The sequence below is a fragment of the Cellulomonas sp. URHB0016 genome (genome assembly GCF_054057935.1).
Genome location: NZ_JBSRZU010000001.1, coordinates 3,351,857 through 3,368,533, shown reverse-complemented (window position 1 = coordinate 3,368,533; position 16,677 = coordinate 3,351,857). Strand labels below are relative to the sequence as shown.

The 16,677-nt window shown below is 75.1% G+C and carries 18 protein-coding genes and 1 riboswitch; of the genes, 2 read left to right on the top strand and 16 right to left on the bottom strand.

What is annotated here, in order from left to right:
• Window positions 1-10: 10 nt before the first annotated feature.
• The 4 genes from ACVW07_RS15485 to ACVW07_RS15470 all read right to left on the bottom strand — a co-directional run bounded on the left by ACVW07_RS15485 (window position 11) and on the right by ACVW07_RS15470 (window position 4,005).
• Complete coding sequence (locus ACVW07_RS15485) at window positions 11-490, bottom strand: pyridoxamine 5'-phosphate oxidase family protein (RefSeq protein ID WP_456820120.1); 480 nt, start codon at window positions 488-490, stop codon at window positions 11-13.
• Window positions 491-589: 99 nt separating this feature from the next.
• On the bottom strand, window positions 590-1,396 hold the full coding sequence (locus tag ACVW07_RS15480) for a DUF1684 domain-containing protein (RefSeq protein WP_456820119.1): 807 nt from the start codon (window positions 1,394-1,396) through the stop codon (window positions 590-592).
• A 34-nt stretch (window positions 1,397-1,430) separates the two neighbouring features.
• Window positions 1,431-2,816 (bottom strand): NtaA/DmoA family FMN-dependent monooxygenase, encoded by a 1,386-nt coding sequence (locus ACVW07_RS15475; RefSeq protein ID WP_456820118.1) that lies wholly within the window; start codon window positions 2,814-2,816, stop codon window positions 1,431-1,433.
• 37 nt (window positions 2,817-2,853) lie between these two features.
• Complete coding sequence (locus ACVW07_RS15470) at window positions 2,854-4,005, bottom strand: LLM class flavin-dependent oxidoreductase (protein ID WP_456820117.1); 1,152 nt, start codon at window positions 4,003-4,005, stop codon at window positions 2,854-2,856.
• Window positions 4,006-4,011: 6 nt separating this feature from the next.
• Window positions 4,012-4,106: riboswitch (SAM riboswitch) on the bottom strand.
• A gap of 286 nt (window positions 4,107-4,392) precedes the next feature.
• Here ACVW07_RS15470 and ACVW07_RS15465 point away from each other — a divergent pair.
• The gene (locus ACVW07_RS15465) at window positions 4,393-4,920 is read left to right on the top strand and encodes a hypothetical protein (RefSeq protein WP_456820116.1); all 528 of its coding nucleotides are present in this window, start codon (window positions 4,393-4,395) and stop codon (window positions 4,918-4,920) included.
• Window positions 4,921-4,980: 60 nt separating this feature from the next.
• On the opposite strand, the gene ACVW07_RS15460 is transcribed toward ACVW07_RS15465, so the two are convergent.
• From ACVW07_RS15460 to ACVW07_RS15420, 9 genes are all read right to left on the bottom strand, one after another.
• Window positions 4,981-5,709 (bottom strand): DUF72 domain-containing protein, encoded by a 729-nt coding sequence (locus tag ACVW07_RS15460; protein WP_456820115.1) that lies wholly within the window; start codon window positions 5,707-5,709, stop codon window positions 4,981-4,983.
• 19 nt (window positions 5,710-5,728) lie between these two features.
• The gene (locus ACVW07_RS15455; protein ID WP_456820114.1) at window positions 5,729-6,760 is read right to left on the bottom strand and encodes a GNAT family N-acetyltransferase; all 1,032 of its coding nucleotides are present in this window, start codon (window positions 6,758-6,760) and stop codon (window positions 5,729-5,731) included.
• 4 nt (window positions 6,761-6,764) lie between these two features.
• Window positions 6,765-7,460, bottom strand: a complete 696-nt coding sequence (gene purQ, locus ACVW07_RS15450) for a phosphoribosylformylglycinamidine synthase subunit PurQ (RefSeq protein ID WP_456820113.1) — start codon at window positions 7,458-7,460, stop codon at window positions 6,765-6,767.
• Entirely contained in the window at window positions 7,460-7,747 is a 288-nt protein-coding gene (gene purS / locus ACVW07_RS15445; RefSeq protein WP_456820112.1) for a phosphoribosylformylglycinamidine synthase subunit PurS, read from the bottom strand. The genes purQ and purS overlap by 1 nt, the downstream gene beginning before the upstream one ends.
• Before the next feature lie 41 nt (window positions 7,748-7,788).
• The gene (locus ACVW07_RS15440) at window positions 7,789-8,991 is read right to left on the bottom strand and encodes a DUF5313 family protein (protein ID WP_456820111.1); all 1,203 of its coding nucleotides are present in this window, start codon (window positions 8,989-8,991) and stop codon (window positions 7,789-7,791) included.
• A gap of 52 nt (window positions 8,992-9,043) precedes the next feature.
• Window positions 9,044-9,391: a PadR family transcriptional regulator gene (locus ACVW07_RS15435; RefSeq protein WP_456820110.1), complete on the bottom strand. Its 348-nt coding sequence runs from the start codon at window positions 9,389-9,391 to the stop codon at window positions 9,044-9,046.
• Window positions 9,388-10,353: a hypothetical protein gene (locus ACVW07_RS15430; RefSeq protein WP_456820109.1), complete on the bottom strand. Its 966-nt coding sequence runs from the start codon at window positions 10,351-10,353 to the stop codon at window positions 9,388-9,390. Before ACVW07_RS15430 ends, ACVW07_RS15435 begins: the two co-directional genes overlap by 4 nt.
• 224 nt (window positions 10,354-10,577) lie before the next feature.
• On the bottom strand, window positions 10,578-11,054 hold the full coding sequence (locus ACVW07_RS15425; RefSeq protein ID WP_456820108.1) for an SRPBCC family protein: 477 nt from the start codon (window positions 11,052-11,054) through the stop codon (window positions 10,578-10,580).
• A gap of 108 nt (window positions 11,055-11,162) precedes the next feature.
• Window positions 11,163-12,638: an amidohydrolase gene (locus tag ACVW07_RS15420; RefSeq protein ID WP_456820107.1), complete on the bottom strand. Its 1,476-nt coding sequence runs from the start codon at window positions 12,636-12,638 to the stop codon at window positions 11,163-11,165.
• Window positions 12,639-12,689: 51 nt separating this feature from the next.
• On the opposite strand from ACVW07_RS15420, the gene ACVW07_RS15415 reads away from it, so the two are divergent.
• Window positions 12,690-13,751 (top strand): DNA/RNA non-specific endonuclease, encoded by a 1,062-nt coding sequence (locus tag ACVW07_RS15415; RefSeq protein ID WP_456820106.1) that lies wholly within the window; start codon window positions 12,690-12,692, stop codon window positions 13,749-13,751.
• Here the strand turns inward: ACVW07_RS15415 and ACVW07_RS15410 are convergent.
• From ACVW07_RS15410 to ACVW07_RS15400, 3 genes are read right to left on the bottom strand one after another with little or no spacing between them, the layout of a single operon-like run.
• Window positions 13,714-14,541: an ABC transporter ATP-binding protein gene (locus tag ACVW07_RS15410; protein WP_456820105.1), complete on the bottom strand. Its 828-nt coding sequence runs from the start codon at window positions 14,539-14,541 to the stop codon at window positions 13,714-13,716. The genes ACVW07_RS15415 and ACVW07_RS15410 overlap by 38 nt on opposite strands.
• Entirely contained in the window at window positions 14,538-15,629 is a 1,092-nt protein-coding gene (locus tag ACVW07_RS15405) for a FecCD family ABC transporter permease (protein ID WP_456820104.1), read from the bottom strand. Before ACVW07_RS15405 ends, ACVW07_RS15410 begins: the two co-directional genes overlap by 4 nt.
• Window positions 15,626-16,663, bottom strand: a complete 1,038-nt coding sequence (locus ACVW07_RS15400) for a FecCD family ABC transporter permease (protein ID WP_456820103.1) — start codon at window positions 16,661-16,663, stop codon at window positions 15,626-15,628. The genes ACVW07_RS15405 and ACVW07_RS15400 overlap by 4 nt, the downstream gene beginning before the upstream one ends.
• Window positions 16,664-16,677: the final 14 nt, after the last annotated feature.

Below are 16,677 nucleotides of genomic sequence, written 5' to 3'. Positions count from 1 at the left end.
GACGGTGGGGTCAGAGCCGGACCGTCTCGTTCTCGCCGCCGTCGTAGCGTTCGTGCTTCACCTTCGCCTTGACCAGGCTGAGGACGGTCGCGAGCCGGCCGCCGGCCGAGTCCCAGTACTCGGCCGTCTCGCCGTGCACGACCACCAGGACCAGGCCCGGCGTCTCCGGACCGTCGGGGTACCACGCCTCGGCGGTCGCTCCCCACAGCTCGCGGGCCTTCGCCGTGTCGCGGACCACCTCGGCGGGCCCGGACACCGAGACCCACGACGAGCGGTCGGCGAACGCGGCGTTCGCCGGGCTGCCGTGCTCGATCTCGTCGACCTTGTGGCTGTCGGCGTCGGCGAAGAACCACAGGTCACCGTCGAAGTCGACGTCCTGCACGCCCATCGGCCGGCTCACGAGCCTGCCGTCGGCCGCGACCGTGGTGAGCATCGCGATGCGGGCGTCCTTGATGAGCTCGGCGACCTTCGCCACGTCGTCCTGCGACATCGCGACCTCCTCGTCGGGGGCCTCCGGGCGGAGGCGGTCGGGCCACCGTAGGTCGACGGGGGCCCTCGCGCATCCGCGCCGGAGGATCGCCTCAGAGCGTCAGCGCACCCACTGCTCCCCCGCCTCGACGGACACCGTGAGGACGTTCTCCGGGGGCGGCACCGGGCAGGTCGCGAACTGCGTGAGGCCGCACGGCAGGTTCGCCGCGTGGTTGAGGTCGAGCGTGACCGTGCCGTCGCCGGAGACCGGGCCCAGCGTGAGGGACCGCGACGCCGGGTAGGTGGTGACGCCGCTCGTCGCGTCGCGGAACAGCACGCCGAGCCCGCGGGCGCCGTGGTCGAAGACCGTGAGCGCCTGGTCGATGCCGTCGATCGCGAACCGCACCACACCGACCGCGGTGTGGTGGTGCTCCAGGCCGTCGACGACACCGCCGGTCGTCACGCGGCGCGGCTCGTCGAACCGCTCGAGGCGGCCGGTCACCACCCAGCGCTCGTCGGGCGCGTAGGCCGGGATGCCCTGGAACGCGGCGAGCTGCGGTGCGAGCGGGTCGTGCACGCGCACGATCACGTGGCCCGTGCGGCGCGCGACCTCCAGCAGCAGGTCGCCCGAGCGGACCTGCAGGCCCGGGGCGCCCTCGACCGGGTCGAGCTCCGCCCGGCCGTCGACGACGCTGCCGTCGGGCAGGGTGAGTCCCTCGGCGTCGAGCGCCTCGATGCGGGCCGGTCCGCCCTGGGGTGCGGACCACCGCCCGGGGATGCCGGCCAGGACGACGGGCTCCTCGGTCAGCCAGTGCAGCGCCGTGATCGCGACCCAGCCGTGGGGGTCGCGGTAGTAGGCCTCGCGCTCGTCGTGCCAGGTCTGCCAGTCGGCGGCGAAGGTCGAGGTGCGGTCGGTCGTGGTGGTCATGGCGGTCCTCCGAGGGTCGAAGCGGCAGAGTTCTTCAGGAGACGGTCAGGAGGCCGGCGGCCTCCCGCGTCCGGCCGAACGCGTCGGCGGGCGGCAGGCCCAGGTGCTCGCGCAGCGTGGCGCCCTCGTACGAGGTGCGGAACGACCCACGCTCCTGGAGCAGCGGGACCACGCGGTCGACGAACTCGTCGAGCCCGTGCGGCGTGAGGTGCGGCACGAGGATGAAGCCGTCCGAGGCGTCCTCCTGCACGTACCGGTCGATCTCGGCGGCGACGTGCTCCGGGGTGCCGACGAACGAGTGCCGGCCGACCACCCGGATCACGAGCTCGCGGATCGACAGGCCCTGGGCCTGCGACAGGGCCCGCCACTGCGCGGCGACGGCCAGCGGGTCCTTGAAGAACCCGGCCCTGCCCTGCGTGATCGACGGCGCGTCCACGACCGGGTCCACGTCGGGCAGCGGGCCGTCGACGTCGTACGCCGACAGGTCCTGGTTCCACACCTGCTCGACGAACGCGCGGGCGACGCTCGGCCGGATCTGCTGGAGCTGGATCTCGCGCAGCCGCTCCTCGGCCTCCGCGGCCGTGTCGCCGAGGACGAAGGACGAGCCGGGGAGGATCAGCAGGTCCTCGGGCCGACGGCCGTAGCGCTCCAGCCGACCCTTCACGTCGGCGTAGAACGCCTGCCCGTCGGACAGCTCGGTGTGCCGCGAGAACACGGCGTCAGCGACCTGCGCGGCGAGCTCGCGGCCGCCGTCGGAGTCGCCGGCCTGGATGATCACCGGGTGCCCCTGGGGCGGTCGGGGCAGGGACGGGACGGCCTCGATGTCGACGAGCCGGCCACCGGTCCGCACGGTCGACAGCGACCCGGGCCGCACGAACTCCCCGGTGGCGGCGTCGGCACGGAGCGCGTCCGGCGCCCACGCGTCCCACAGCGCGCGGGCCGCCTCGACGACCTCGCGCGCCCGCTCGTACCGGTCCTCGTAGGCCAGGTAGCCGCCGCGGCGGAAGTTCGCGCCGTGGAACGGGTCCGACGACGTCACGACGTTCCACGCCGCCCGGCCGGCGGAGAGGTGGTCGAGCGTCGCGAACTGCCGGGCGAGCTCGTACGGGTCGTTGAACGTCGCGTTGATGGTGCCCGCGAGGCCCACGTGCGTGGTGACGCCCGCGAGGGCCGCGAGCACGGCGTACGTGTCCGGGCGGCCCACCACGTCCTGGTCGACGAGCCGGCCGCGGTGCTCGCGCAGGCGCAGACCCTCGGCGAGGAAGACGAAGTCGAACAGGCCACGCTCGGCGGTCGCGGCGAGGTGCTGGAAGGACGCGAACGACGACTGGGTCTCCGGACGGTGGCTGGGGTCCGTCCACACGGTGTGGTGGTTGACGCCCGGGAAGTGGGCGGCGAGGTGGATCTGCTTCTTCGGCATGGGGGTCGCTCTCAGCGGTCGGGGCGGGTCGTTCGGGTCAGCGCGTCGTCGCGTAGCGGCTGGCGGGGCGCGCCAGGCCGAGCGCGTCGCGCAGGGTGCCGGCCGCGGCGGGCTCGACGAGCAGCCCGCGGTCACGCAGCAGCGGGGCGACGCCGTCGGCCAGCAGCGGCAGGTCGGTGGCGTGCGCGAGCGAGCGCACCGTCACGCCGTCCGCTCCCGTGCGGGCCACCAGGTCGACGAGCCCGTCGGCGACGCCGAGGAGACCGCCCACCAGCTCGGTGGAGGTCGGCGTGCGGCGGGCGAGGTCGTCGAGCGCGCGGAGCCGCGCACCCGCCTCGGAGTCGACCCCTCCGAGCAGCACGTCGACGTCCAGGAGCACCGTGACGGTGGCAGGGTCGCGTCCCGCGTCGGCGACGGCGGTCCGGACCTCGTCGACGCGGACCGGCGTCCGGTCGTCCACCGCGAGCCGCAGCACGTCGGCGCGCCGGGCGGCGACCGCGAGGGCGTGCGGGTCGTCGCCGCGCAGCACCACCACCGGACGTCCCTGCGGCGAGCGCGGGGTGATCGACGCGCCGTGCACGGAGAAGAACTCCCCGGCGAACTCGATCGCGTGCACCTTGTCCCGGTCGAGGTACCGGTCGGCGGCCTCGTCGAGCACGATCGCGTCGTCCTCCCACGAGTCCCACAGGCGGGTGACGACCTCGAGCACGTCCTCGGCCTCGCGCCACGCGGCGTCGACGCCCCGGGGCGTGCGCTCGTCGTACCGGCGGGCCACGTCGTCCGCGCCCGGGGTGTCGGCGGGCGCCGCGATGCCGACCTGGACCGCGCCCCGGCCGAGACTGACGTGGTCGACCGTCTGGACGGCCTTGCCGACGTGGAACGGCTCGAGGTAGGTCACCGGCACGACAGGCGTCAGCCCGACCCGGGTCGTCACCGGGCCCAGCAGGGACGCGACGCCGATGGCGTCGAGCCCGCCGACGAGCGCACCGGGCTGCTGCCGGACCGGCGCGCTCGTGTCGTCGAGCACCACGAGCGTGGCGCCCGCCCGTTCCGCGTGCCGCGCCAGCCGCACCCAGTAGGGGGCCGTGAACACCTGGCCGGCGTCCGCGTGCGGCAGCCGCCAGGCGGCCGGATGGACCCCCGCGCCGGACAGCTCGACGGCGAGGCGGAAGGGGCGTGCGCGACTCATGCGGTTCCTCCATCGGCCCTGGCAGGAGCACCCGCACCCGCTGCCCACGGGGGTTGCTGCGACGTCGACGAGCCAGGTCTCTCGGTCGCTCGGGATGGGCGCGCACAAGATAGGAACGCGATGCCGTCCTGCCTAGGGTTCGGGCCGGTCGTCCCGCGATCCGAGACGGCTCGCACGATGTCCCTGGGTCATCGACCCTCAGCCGGCGCCCGGACCGGCCGATGTTCCGGTCAGGACCAGGGAAGGATCCGCGTGAACGCCCGTCGCTTGCTCGCCAGTTCGGGAATGCTGCTGTGCCTGGCCGTCGCGGGATGCGCCGGCTCTCCCGGTGAGCACCTCGCGGCGTCGCCTTCGGTGTCGGTGACCGCCGAGCCGACGCCGACACCCGTGGCACGGACGTTGACCGGGGCGCTGACCGTCACGTCGGTGTCCATCTCGGAGCGGGCGACCAAGGACGGCTGTTCGCTGCTCAGCAGCTCCGCCGCGGCCGGCTTCGATGACGTCGGGCCCGGTGCGCAGGTCACGGTGACGGACGAGGCGGGGACCATCGTGGCGACGTCCCAGCTCGGGCCGGGCCGGTTCGTCGGCACGCACACCGAGCAGCAGGCCGACTACTCCGCCATCGGTGACTCGCCCGAGATGCCGGAGTACGACGTCGACGCCGACTCCCAGGCCGAGCTCGACGCGTACGACGCGGCGATGGAGGAGTGGCGCGTGGCGAACGACGCGTGGACGGACGCGTTCGACGCGGCTCCCATGGTCGACGTGACGTTCGGCAACTGCGTGTTCGACTTCACGGTCCCGGAGCTGGCCGACGCCGCGTTCCTGTCGATCGAGGTGTCCCACCGCGGCAAGGTCACGTACTCCCGCGCCGACCTGCAGGCGAACGACTGGACCGTCGGTCTGAGCCTGTGACCACGCGCCGCGCGTGGTGATGCAGGAGCCGGCTCCGGGGCCGTCGTCCCCGGTCCCGTGCTACGCGCCCAGCAGCCACCGCAGCGTCCGCGCGTTGCGCACCGCGTGCCCGCCGCCGTCGTTGTTGAAGTAGGCCAGCACGTCACGGCCGCCGTCGTGCCACTCACCGATCCGGTCCGCCCACCAGCGCAGGTCGTCGTCCGAGTACGAGCCGCCGTACAGGTGGTCGTGGTCCGGGCCGTGCAGCCGGACGTACACGAACGGGGCGGTCGCCCGCAGGACGCACGGCAGGTGCGCACCGCTCATCACCACGTACGCGGCCCCGTGCCGTTCGAGGAGGGCGTACACGGCGTCGTCGTGCCACGACGGGTGCCGCAGCTCGACGGCCACGCGGACCCAGCCGGGCAGCGTGCCGAGGAACCAGTCGAGGCGGGCGTCGTCCCGCTCCTGGTCGGGGCGCAGCTGGACGAGGAGCACCTCCCTGCGCTCGCCCAGCTCGTGCCACGACCGGGCGATCCGCTCGGACCACACCTCCGGCGAGTACAGCCGCTTGGCGTGCGTGAGACCGCGGGGGGCCTTCACCGACATGCCAAACCCCGGTGGGAGGCGACGACGCCAGGACGCGAAGGTGGCCTGTCGCGGCCACCGGTAGAAGCTCGCGTTGAGCTCGACGGTGTCGAACTCGGCCGCGTACCGGGCGAGCCGGTCCGCCGCGGGCAGGCCGGGCGGGTACAGCACGCCGTCCCAGTGGTCGTACGACCACCCGGAGGTGCCGACGCGGATCGTCATGGCTGCGGGTGTCGGGGCCTCAGAGCGTCTTCGCGAAGCAGAGCGAGAGCAGATCGTCCTGGTAGGGCCCGAACGGGACCACCGGGCGGTACCCGCACGCCACGTAGAGCGCGACCGCCTCGGGCTGCCGGATGCCCGTCTGCAGCACGACGCTCGTCAGGCCGAGGCCGCGGGCGTCCGACTCGACGGCCGCGAGGAGGGCGCGAGCCGCCCCGGCACCACGGGCCGACTCGTCGACGAACAGCTTCTTGAGCTCGCCGGAGCCCTCCGGGTAGCCGTCACGCCCGGCCCGCAGCGACGCGCAGCCGACCGCACGCCCGTCGACCCGGGCGACCACGGTCGACAGCACCCCCACGCCCTGCCGAGCGTCGTCGTCGTCGAAGCCCGTGCCGTCCTGGACCTTCGCGAGGAAGTCGGCATACCGGTCGCGGCTCCAAGCCCACATCGTCCGGCGCAGCGACACCGCCTCGGGGTCGTCCCAGCCGACGTGGTCGAGGGTGACCAGCGGCGGGCGTCCCTCGTCGCTGCGGGCTCGTGGCACGGCCGGGGCGAGACGCTTCTCGAAGCAGCGCGAGTCCACGACATCCACGTACTCACCGAAGCTGTCGATCGGCAGGTAGCCGGACCGCAGGTACAGGCCGATGGCCTCCGGCTGCAGGACGCCGGTCTCCAGGATGAGGCGGCACAGGCCGAGCCGGGTGGCCTGCCGCTCGAGCTCCGCGAGCACGAGCCGCGAGTAGCCGCGGCCGCGGTGCTCGGGGACCACGTACATCCGCTTGAGCTCGCCCGTGCCAGGAGGTGTCGCGTCGTCCGCGGGGCCCTCACCCAGGTCCCGCAGGGCGCCCACAGCGACGGCCTCGCCGTCGACCCGCACCAGCACGACCGCGACGATGTCCTCGCCCGTCATCTCGTGGCCGATGTCGTCGTCGCCGTACCGGCCGCGCAGCTCCGCCTGCTGTGCGTCGCGCAGCCGGGCGACGTCCGGGTCGTCCCAGCCCACCACGACCAGCGCGAGGGCCGCGGCGTCCTGCCCTGTCGTCGTGCCGGTCATGGGGTCAGCCGACGAGGGCGTGCAGGACGGACGTGAAGAACCGCAGCCCGTCCGTCCCCGTCCGGGGGCCGTGCGCGCCGTCCGGGCCGAAGCCCTGCTCGACGGCGTGCTCGGGGTGCGGCATCAGTCCGACCACGTTGCCGGCGGCGTTGGTGATGCCCGCGATGCCCCGGCGCGACCCGTTCGGGTTCACGTCCTGGTACCGGAACACCACGCGGCCCTCACCCTCGAGCTCGTCCAGGGTGCGCTCGTCCGCGACGTACTGGCCGTCCTGGTTCTTCAGCGGGACGGTGATCCGCTCGCCCTGCGCGTAGTCGCGCGTCCACGCCGTGTCCACGTTCTCGACGGACAGGACCTGCTCGCGGCAGACGAAGTGCAGGTGGTCGTTCTTGATCATCGAGCCCGGCAGCAGGTGGGCCTCCGTGAGCACCTGGAAGCCGTTGCAGATGCCCAGGACCGGCAGCCCCTTGCCCGCGGCCGCCACGATCTCGCCCATCACCGGCGCGAACCGGCTGATCGCCCCGGCGCGCAGGTAGTCCCCGTAGGAGAACCCACCCGGCAGCACCACGGCGTCGACCCCGTGCAGGTCCGCGTCGGCGTGCCACAGCGGGACGGCCTCGGCACCGGCGAGCCGGACCGCGCGGGCCGCGTCCCGGTCGTCCAGCGTGCCGGGGAACGTGACGACGCCGATGCGGGCCATCAGGCGCCGACCTGCGCGCTGCCCGTCGCGGCAGCGGCGTCGACGTCCTCGTACACCGCGACGACGTCCTCGATCACGGGGTTGGACAGGACCTGCTCCCCGGCGGCGCGGGCCGCCGCGAGGACCTCGTCCGTCACCGGGCCGTCCACCTCGAGCTCGAACCGCTTGCCCTGGCGCACGCCGGCGAACTGGGCGAAACCCAGCCGCGGCAGCGCACCCGCGACGGCCTTGCCCTGCGGGTCGAGGATCTCGGGCTTCGGCATGACGTCGACGACGACTCGTCCCACGGGTGTGCTCCTGTGCTCGTGCGGCGGTGGGGGGTCGGCGGTCAGTGTAGCCAGTCGGTCCCGGGGGCTTCGGCGTGGTCCGGGACGACAGGTCCGGGCACCGCGGCGCCGCTCGCCGCCCGGTGTGCGGCGAGCGCGACGGGCACTGCGACGAGCCCGGTCGCCCGCTGGTCCACGGCCGGTGGGCGGCCGGTGCACGCCATGCGGCACACGTCGGACCACGCCAGGTCGGCCGGCCCGTGCCGCGCCGCCCGCCACCCGACGACCGTCGCCGGCAGGAGCGCGAGCGCGAGCACGGCGACGACCGGCGCCGCCCACAGGTCGATGCGTCCCGTCGCCTCGGCGAGGAGGTCGGCGAGCACGAGAGCACCCACGGATGCCGCCGCGGCCGTGCGTCGCACGCCGAACCCGACCAGCCGCCGGTCGGTCTGGACCGGCCGCCGGGCAACGGTCCGGCGCAGCCGCCCGGCGGCGAGCCACGCGGCCACCGCGCCGACGGCCACCGCCACGACGAGCGCGTCGAGCCCGACGGGACCGATCCCGTCGCGCAGCCTGCTGACCGTCTCGACGCAGGCATCACCGGGTTCGCCCGGGCACGCCACGAACACCACGCCGTGCCGGGCGAGGATCCCCGCCGACGTCGCGACCACGCCGACGACCGCCGTGCACAGCAGCGCAGCAAGAGTTCCGGGGATGGCGGCCACACGGTCCCGCGGCACCCAGTCGTACACCCTGGTCCCCCCGACGACCGGCTCCCCCTGCTGCGGCACGAGGTGTTTGCGCCGCAACGACTCGAGGCGGCGGGGACCGAAGGTGAGCCACGTCGCGGCGAGCACCGTCACGAAGATGCCGACGAACGTCAGGTCCGTCGGCAGCCGCCCGTGATCTGTGACGACCGTGGCGATGAGGACCGCCAGCGCCGGCCCGCGAAGAACGAGGCGGAGAGCGAAGAGCGGACCTTCGAGGTCGTCGGCCGCCCACGCCCGGTAGCGGGCCGGGATCCGCCGGTCGAAGCCCGCGTACAGCAGGTAGTCGTGCAGCGGCGGACGGGTGCGCCATCGCGTCGCCCAGCCCCCCACCACCATCCCGGCGGCCGACCGAACGTCGAGCCGGGCCGCTCCCGGCCCGGCCAGGTCGGCAGCGACCGACTGCACCTCCGCGCTCCGGGCGGCCCGCCAGCGGCGCGGGTACGCACGCAGCCAGAACGCCACCGAGCGCTCGAACCTCCGGTCCACGCCGGTCATCGATCCTCCTGCAGAGGGAGACACGGCTGGAAGCGGCCGTGGCGGGTCGGTGTCACGAGGCACCCCCGAGCGCCGGTCGGCCCGCCGGGCCGCCCAGTGCGCGCTGCGCGCGCTGGGCGAGCTCGGCCAGCCGGAGCGTCTCGCCGCGGACCGCAGCCAGGCCGGCCGGCGTGAGCCGGTAGTACCGCCGCGTCCGCCCGTCGACGACCACCTCGCCCGACGCCTCGGCGTAGCCCGCCTCGACGGCCCGGTCGAGGATGCCGTAGAGGGTCCCGGCACCGAGCCGCACGTGGCCGTCGGTCAGGGCACGCACCGCCTGCACCACCCCGTACCCGTGCCGCGGCTCCTCGCCGAGGGCCACCAGGACCAGGTACGCCTGCTCGCTCATCCGGAACGTCATCGCGCCACCCACAGGACCTCGGCGGTGTCCGGGCGCAGGGGCCGGCCGGTGACGGCCACCCGGACGAGGTCACGGCTGACCAGCCGGACGTCGTCGGGCGCCCGGCGCGCATGCCGCCACACCACCAGCGCAGCCGGCACCGACGCGACGCAGGGCGGGGCGCCGACCACCGACAACCGCGGGAAGCCCCAGGCACCGATGAGCTCCAGGACGGCCACCGCCAGGAGCAGGATCGAGGCCAGCGCGAAGCCGGCGGGCGCCTGGGGCTGCAGGTCCACGGCGACGCGCCGCGGCTGGTCCGGCAGGTCGACGAGCGCCCCCAGACGCCGGGCCACCAGCACGGCGCCCAGCAGGCCGGCGGCCAGCGCCACGACGAGGACGAGCGGCAGCCAGCCCGGACGGGGGACGCCCACGTGCGTGCGCGTCCGCGGAGCCCACCACGCCGTCGTCGTCCAGACGACCGCGCCGAGCGTCACGGCGGCCAGTACGGCCGTGGAACCGGGGCGGGCCCGCAGACGTCGCCGGCAGACCCGCACCCGGACGATGCCGTCGTCGGCGCGCCGGCCTGGGGGCGGCGCGAGGTGCCGGACCATCGCCGCACGCCGCAGCCTCGACGGATCGGTGACGAGCATGCCTGCGACGACCGCCAGGGCGGAGAACGCCAGGTAGGCGACGGCCTGCGCGAGGTCGGACATCGCCATCGAGGTGGCGGGGAGCACCAGGAAGGCGGCGGACCTGACGGCCCTGCGCACCCGGTAGCGAGGGCCCTGGATGTCGCGCCACGCCCACCGCCGGTGCTCGGCGGGCAGCCGCGCCTCGAAGAGGACGTAACCCGCGTACGCCACGAGCGGCGGTCCGGTGCGCCGACGTGTGGCCAGCCCTCCGCACACCAGACCGATCACCGACCGCAGGTCGAGCCTCCGGGCTCCGGAGGCCGAGAGGTCCGCGAGGACACCGGCCACCTCGGCACCGCGCTGGTCGCGCCAGTCCGGGGGTAGGCCCGGAGCCAGAACCGGACCGACCGGGCGAATGCCTCGTCGGCGGGCCGGGTCACGGTCGACCACCGGGGACGCGACGACACGGGGTGCACGCAGGGGACGCGGTCGGCAAGGTCACCGGCGATATATATCGCGCGGCGACCTATGACCACAACTGCGTCCCGCCCGACGGCGCGGGCCGGGTCGTGTCACCGCGCGTGGGCCGACAGCCGTCGTTCCATGTTCGCGAACAGGGGCGACTCCTGGGCCGCCCCGAGCTTCCCGAGCAGACCCACGGCCAGGAGCAGCCACGGCAGGACCTGCTGACCCGGCCGGCCCGAGAGCCCTGGCGAGAACACGACCTTGACGGTCAGGAGGGTGCCGCCGTCGTGCGGGTGGATGGTCGAGGTGATGGTCTGCCGGACGCCGCGCTGGGACCCCACCTCCACCAGGGACGAGCCGATGGACGACGCGACGACCCGCCAGGGCACCCGGTCCCCGTCGCACTCCGCACCGTGCACCTCGGTCCACCGGTCGCCGACGGTCACCGGTGCGCTCACCAGCGGCTCGACCCGGGAGCCGTGCTCCTCCAGCTCGACGATCGTGACGGGGTCCACGAGCAGGTCCCACACCCGGTCCGGCTCGGCGGCGAACCAGTGCACCTGCTCGAACGACCTGTAGGCCACGTCGACTCCTTCGTCCGCGCGGTCCCGACGACCGCGGCGCGCTGACGCTAGCGGAACCCACCCACATCGGGGCAGACCCGCCCAGCTCGACCCGGCGGCACCGAGGTGTCACACCGCCCGGTGCGCCCATCCCCCGGCGACGATCGTCCCGGCGACGGGCACCGACCGCAGCGCCCCCGGCGTCCGTGCCAGCGCCAGGGGGTCCTCGTCGAGCACCGCCAGGTCCGCCGGGTCCCCCACGCGCAGCGCGAGCGGCCGCCCGTCCACCGACGCCTCGAGCGCGGCGAGCACGTCGATCCGCTGCTCGGGGTGCCAGGGGTCCCGCCCGTCGCGCTCGCGCCACACGGCGGCGTCGATCGCGGCCCACGGGTCGAGCGGCGCGACGGGAGCGTCGGACCCCAGCGCGAGCCGGACGCCCGCCCTCCGCAGCGCGCCGAACGCGAACGCCCGGTCGGTCCGGCCGGCCCAGTGGCGGTCGGCGACGTCCCGGTCGTCCATCGCGTGCTCGGGCTGCACGCTCGCGACGACGTCGAGCCTGGCGAACCGCGCGACGTCGTCCCGGGCGAGCAGCTGGGCGTGCTCGATCGACCCGTGGGCGCCGGTGGTGGCGAACGCGTCGAGGGCGAGACCGTTGGCGGCGTCGCCGATGGCGTGGACGGCGCACCGCAGGCCATGGGCGCGGGCGTACGACAGGAGGGGCACGAGCCGTTCCGGCGGCACGGCGAGGACGCCCGGGCTCGTCGTCCCGGCGTAGGGGTCGTGGCAGTACGCGGTGCGCGTGTTGAGGGACCCGTCGGTGATGACCTTGAACGGCCCCTGCTCCACCAGGTCGGCCACCCGGTCGCCGGTGTGCAGGTCCTCCCGGACCACCCGGTCGAGGTGGTCCTCCCAGACGCCCGCGCGGACGCGGACGGCCGGCGTGGCCCGGCGCCGCCAGACGGCGAGGTTGTCGGCGAGCTCCAGGTCCACCACGCCGACGACGCCGCGCGACGCCGCCGCGCGCAGGGCGTCGGCGACCAGTGCGTCCGCGTCGTCGTCGGGGACGTGGTCGACCACGCCCTGCAGCGGGAGCCACTCGTCCTCCCGCAGGAGACCGGTGGGGTGGGTGACGCCGAGGAACCGCAGACCCGCCGTCGACGCCCACGCGCAGTGCAGGTCGCCGGAGACGAGCACGACGGGCACCTCGCCCGCCACCTCGTCGAGCACGCGCGCGGTGGGCTCGTCGGGCCACAGGGCGTCCCGGAACCCGGCCCCGACGAGCGCGAGCCGGGGCGGCGGCGGGGCGTCCGCCAGGCGCCGGGCGACGAGCGACGCCGCCTCCGCCGCCGACCGGGCGCCGGACACGTCGAGCCGCCGACGCGCCAGCGCCCACTGGGTCAGGTGGGTGTGCGCGTCCCACAGCCCTGGGACGAGGACGCGGCCGTCGAGCGCGATCCGTTCCACCCGGGGACCGGCGTGCAGCTCCGTGCCGATCGCGGCGACCCGGCCGTCCCGCAGCAGCACGTCGACGTGGCCCGGCCCGCCGACGCGCCGGGCACCCGTGAGCACGACCGGGTGATTTGTCCGTTTTGTGATGTCGCTCACACCCCTGACCTCGCTAGCGTCTCCTGTGACAGCACGGTAGGGGGATGCAACATGACCGGCTACGACCCGCTCTTCCTGGGACCCGACGTCCCGTTGCCCGTGGTGCCGCGCGAGGTCCGCGTGCTGCCGTCGACGCACTTCACGGTGCAGCTCGACCCGGTACGCAGACTGGCCGCAGCCACCGCGGTGAACATCGACGGCAGCCGGCTGGTGTCGCTGCCACGCGCCGACAAGTGGCTCTTCGACACGCGAGCGCCCGAGTCCGAGCAGACCGGCCCGCACGTCTACGACCACAACGACCTCGACCGCGGTCACCTCGTGCGACGGCAGGACCCCATCTGGGGCGAGGCCGCCGAGGCCGCACAGGCGAACATCGACACGTTCACGTTCGCCAACGCCGCGCCGCAGGCGGCCAAGTTCAACCAGGGCAAGGAGCTGTGGGTCGGCCTCGAGGACCACGTGCTCGAGTACGCCGGCCAGTGGCACCACCGCGTCAGCGTGTTCACCGGCCCGGTCCTCCTGGACAGCGACCCGGTGTACCGCGGCTGCGGGATCCCCCGGCACTTCTGGAAGGTCGCGGTGTGGACCGTGCCCGCCGACGAGGAGCCGGGCGTCGCACCGGCCGACCCGACGGACGGCCCGACCGACGGCCCGGCTGACGGCCCCGCCGAGCCCGGCGAGTACCCCTTCGACGCCGACGACGGGGCGACGTCGCACCACGAGCCCGACTCCGACCCGTCCGCCGATGGCACCGAACGCCGCCCGTTCACGGAACGCCGCCCGTTCACGGAACGCCGCCCGTTCACCGAGCGCCGCCCGTTCACCGAGGGAGCGGCACGTCGGCTCGTCTCCGCGGCGTTCGTGCTCGACCAGTCCCCGCTGATCGCCGGCCTCGACCTCGACGAGGCCACGCGCGCCGCCCGCGAGGTCGACGCTCCCCCGCCGCTGGGCCCGTTCCGGACGTTCCAGGTGCCGGTCTCCACGGTGGCGGCGCTCAGCGGTCTCGACCTCGGGCCGCTCGTCGCGGCGGACGTGCTCGGCGCACAGCCCGCACCCGAGGGCCGTCAGGCCTGGATCACGCTGACGTCGCCGGCGGACATGGTCCTGTACTGACCGCGCGCCGCAGCGGCACCACCATCGGCATCCCGGTCTCGGGGTCGGGCACCACCCGGCAGGCGAGCCCGAACACGTCCTGGACGAGGGGTTCGGTCACCACGTCCTCGGGGCGCCCCTGGGCGACCACACGGCCGTCCCGCATCGCGACCAGGTGGGTGGCGTAGCGGGCGGCCTGGTTGAGGTCGTGCAGCACCGCGACGAGCGTGCGGCCCTCTGCGTGCAGGCGGGCGCACAGGTCCATCACCTCGACCTGGTGGGCGATGTCGAGGAACGTCGTGGGCTCGTCGAGCAGCAGCAGGTCCGTCTCCTGCGCGAGGGCCATCGCCAGCCACACCCGCTGGCGCTGACCGCCCGACAGGTCCGCGACGAACCGGTCGCGCAGGTCGTCGACCTCGGTCGCGGCCAGCGCGGCGCCGACCGCCCGCGCGTCCGCCGCGGACCACTGCCGCAGGATCCCCTGGTGCGGGTACCGGCCGCGGGCCACGAGGTCGCCGACGGTGATCGACTCGGGCGCGATCGGCCCCTGCGGCAGGAGCGCGAGCCGCTTGGCCACGTCCTTGCTCCGCATCCGGCCGATCGGCACCCCGTCGAGCAGCACCCGGCCGGAGCGTGGCGTGAGCGTGCGGGCGAGCGCGCGCAGAAGCGTCGACTTGCCACACCCGTTGGGCCCGATGATCACGGTGAACGACCCGGGAGCGACGGCGAGGTCGAGGTCCCGGGCCACGACGAGCCGGTCGTACGCGAGCGTGACGCCCTCGGCGACCAGCGGGCTGGCGGCGGCAGTCATGCGGCGCTCCTCCTCCACTCGCGGACCAGCAGGAACCCCAGGTACAGGCCGCCGAGCCCCGCGGTGACCACCCCGACGGGGAGCTGCTGGTCCGGCAGGGCGTGCTGTGCGACGAGGTCCGCGACCACGAGCACCGCCGCGCCGGTGCACGCGGCGGCGATCATGCCGGGACCCGCCGACCGGGTCAGGCGACGGGCGATCTGCGGGGCGGTGAGCGCGACGAAGGCGACCGGACCGCAGACGCCGACGGCCGCGGCTGTGAGCAGGACCGCGACGAACACGGCCCGCGTCCGGGTCCGGTCGGTCCGCACCCCGACGGCGGTCGCCGCCTCGTCGCCCATCTCGACCACCTGCAGGGGCCGCGTGAGCAGCAGGGCGAGGGGCAGCAGCACCACGAGCGCAGCGCCGACGAGGCGGACGTCGGCCCACGTCCGGCCCGCGAGGCTGCCGTTGAGCCACTGGGCGACGACCATCGCGTTCTCCCGCGACGCCCGGGCCAGCGCGAGCTGGACGAACGCGAGCGCCATGGCGCCGACGGCGATACCGACGACCACGAGCCGCTGGGGCCGGGCGAAGCCGCTGCCCGACCCGAACCACACGGCCGCCACCGCGACGAAGGCCCCCAGCACCGCACCGACGGGCACGGGCACCGCCCCGGGCCAGACGAGGCCGGCCGCGGCCGCCCCCGCCGCCGCACCCGCCCCGAGCCCGATGACGTCCGGGCTGCCGAGCGGGTTGCGGGTCACCGACTGGAACATGGCCCCCGACACCGCGAGCGCCGCCCCGGCACCCGCCCCCACGAGCAGGCGTGGCAGCCGGGTGGTCCACAGCACCCAGTGCTGGATCCTCGTCCCGTTGCCGGCGACCACCGCGGGCAGGTCGGCGAGCGGGATGCCGAGCTGACCGACGGTCACCGTGACGACCGCGGCGACGAGTGCGACCACGAGCGCGACGACGCAGACCACGACCGGGCGCCGCCGCCAGACGAGCACGACGCCGCGGTCGCCGCCGGGCCCGCTCGCGACGCGCACGGTCCGGGGTCCTGCGGCACGGACATCCGTGGGGCGCGCCTCCGCCACCGTGCTCACAGCACCACCCGGCCCCGCCGCACCGCGGCGATCAGGAACGGCGCACCGACGAACGCCGTCACCGCCCCGACCATGAGCTCGCCCGGCCGGGCGACGACGCGGCCGACCACGTCGGCGCCGAGCAGCAGCACCGGACCGAGCAGGGCGCAGTACGGGAGCAGCCAGCGGTGGTCGGACCCCGTGAACGAGCGCACCACGTGCGGCACGGCGAGGCCGACGAACGCGATCGGCCCGCACGCGGCGACGGCGGCGGCGCACAGGACGGTGGCGACGGCGGCACCGAGGAGCCGGGTGCGGCCGGCGCGGAGCCCGAGGGACGTGGCGGCCTCGTCACCGAGGGCGAGCGCGTCGAGCGGCCGGGCCAGCAGGACGCACAGCACCAGGCCGGTGACGACGAACGGCGCGATCTCGCCCACCGTCCCGGGCGGCCGTCCGGCGAGGGAACCGACCACCCACGCGCGGTAGGAGTCGAAGACCTCGGGCCGGGCCAGCGAGATCCCCTCGACGAGCGCCACCAGCACCGCGGACACCGCCGCGCCGGCGAGCACGAGCCGGACCGGGGTGGCGCGTCGTCCGCCGGACCCCACGAGGTACACCGCGAGCGCCGCGAGGAGCGCACCGGGGATCGCGGCCCACACGGACCGGCCGGCGCCGGCCCCGAGGAAGGCGGCGACGACCACGACCGACGCGGCCGCACCGGCGTTGACGCCCAGCAGGCCCGGGTCGCCGAGCGGGTTGCGCGTGAGCCCCTGGATGACCACGCCCGCCACCGCGAGCGCCGCCCCGACCAGCACGCCGAGCTCGGTGCGCGGGATCCGGGAGGCGACCACCGTCGACGTGTACGACCCGTCGGGATGACGCCACGCCGACCACACGTCACCGAGCGGCACCGGCTTGGCGCCGACGGCGATGCTCAGCGCGACGGCGAGCAGGAGCAGCGCGGCCGCGCCCAGCAGGCCGAGCATCAGCAGCGCCGCCCGCGAGCCCCGCGCGCGGGCGGCGCGCGGGGCTCGCGGGATCGTGGTGGTGCTCATGGGTGCACGGTGCG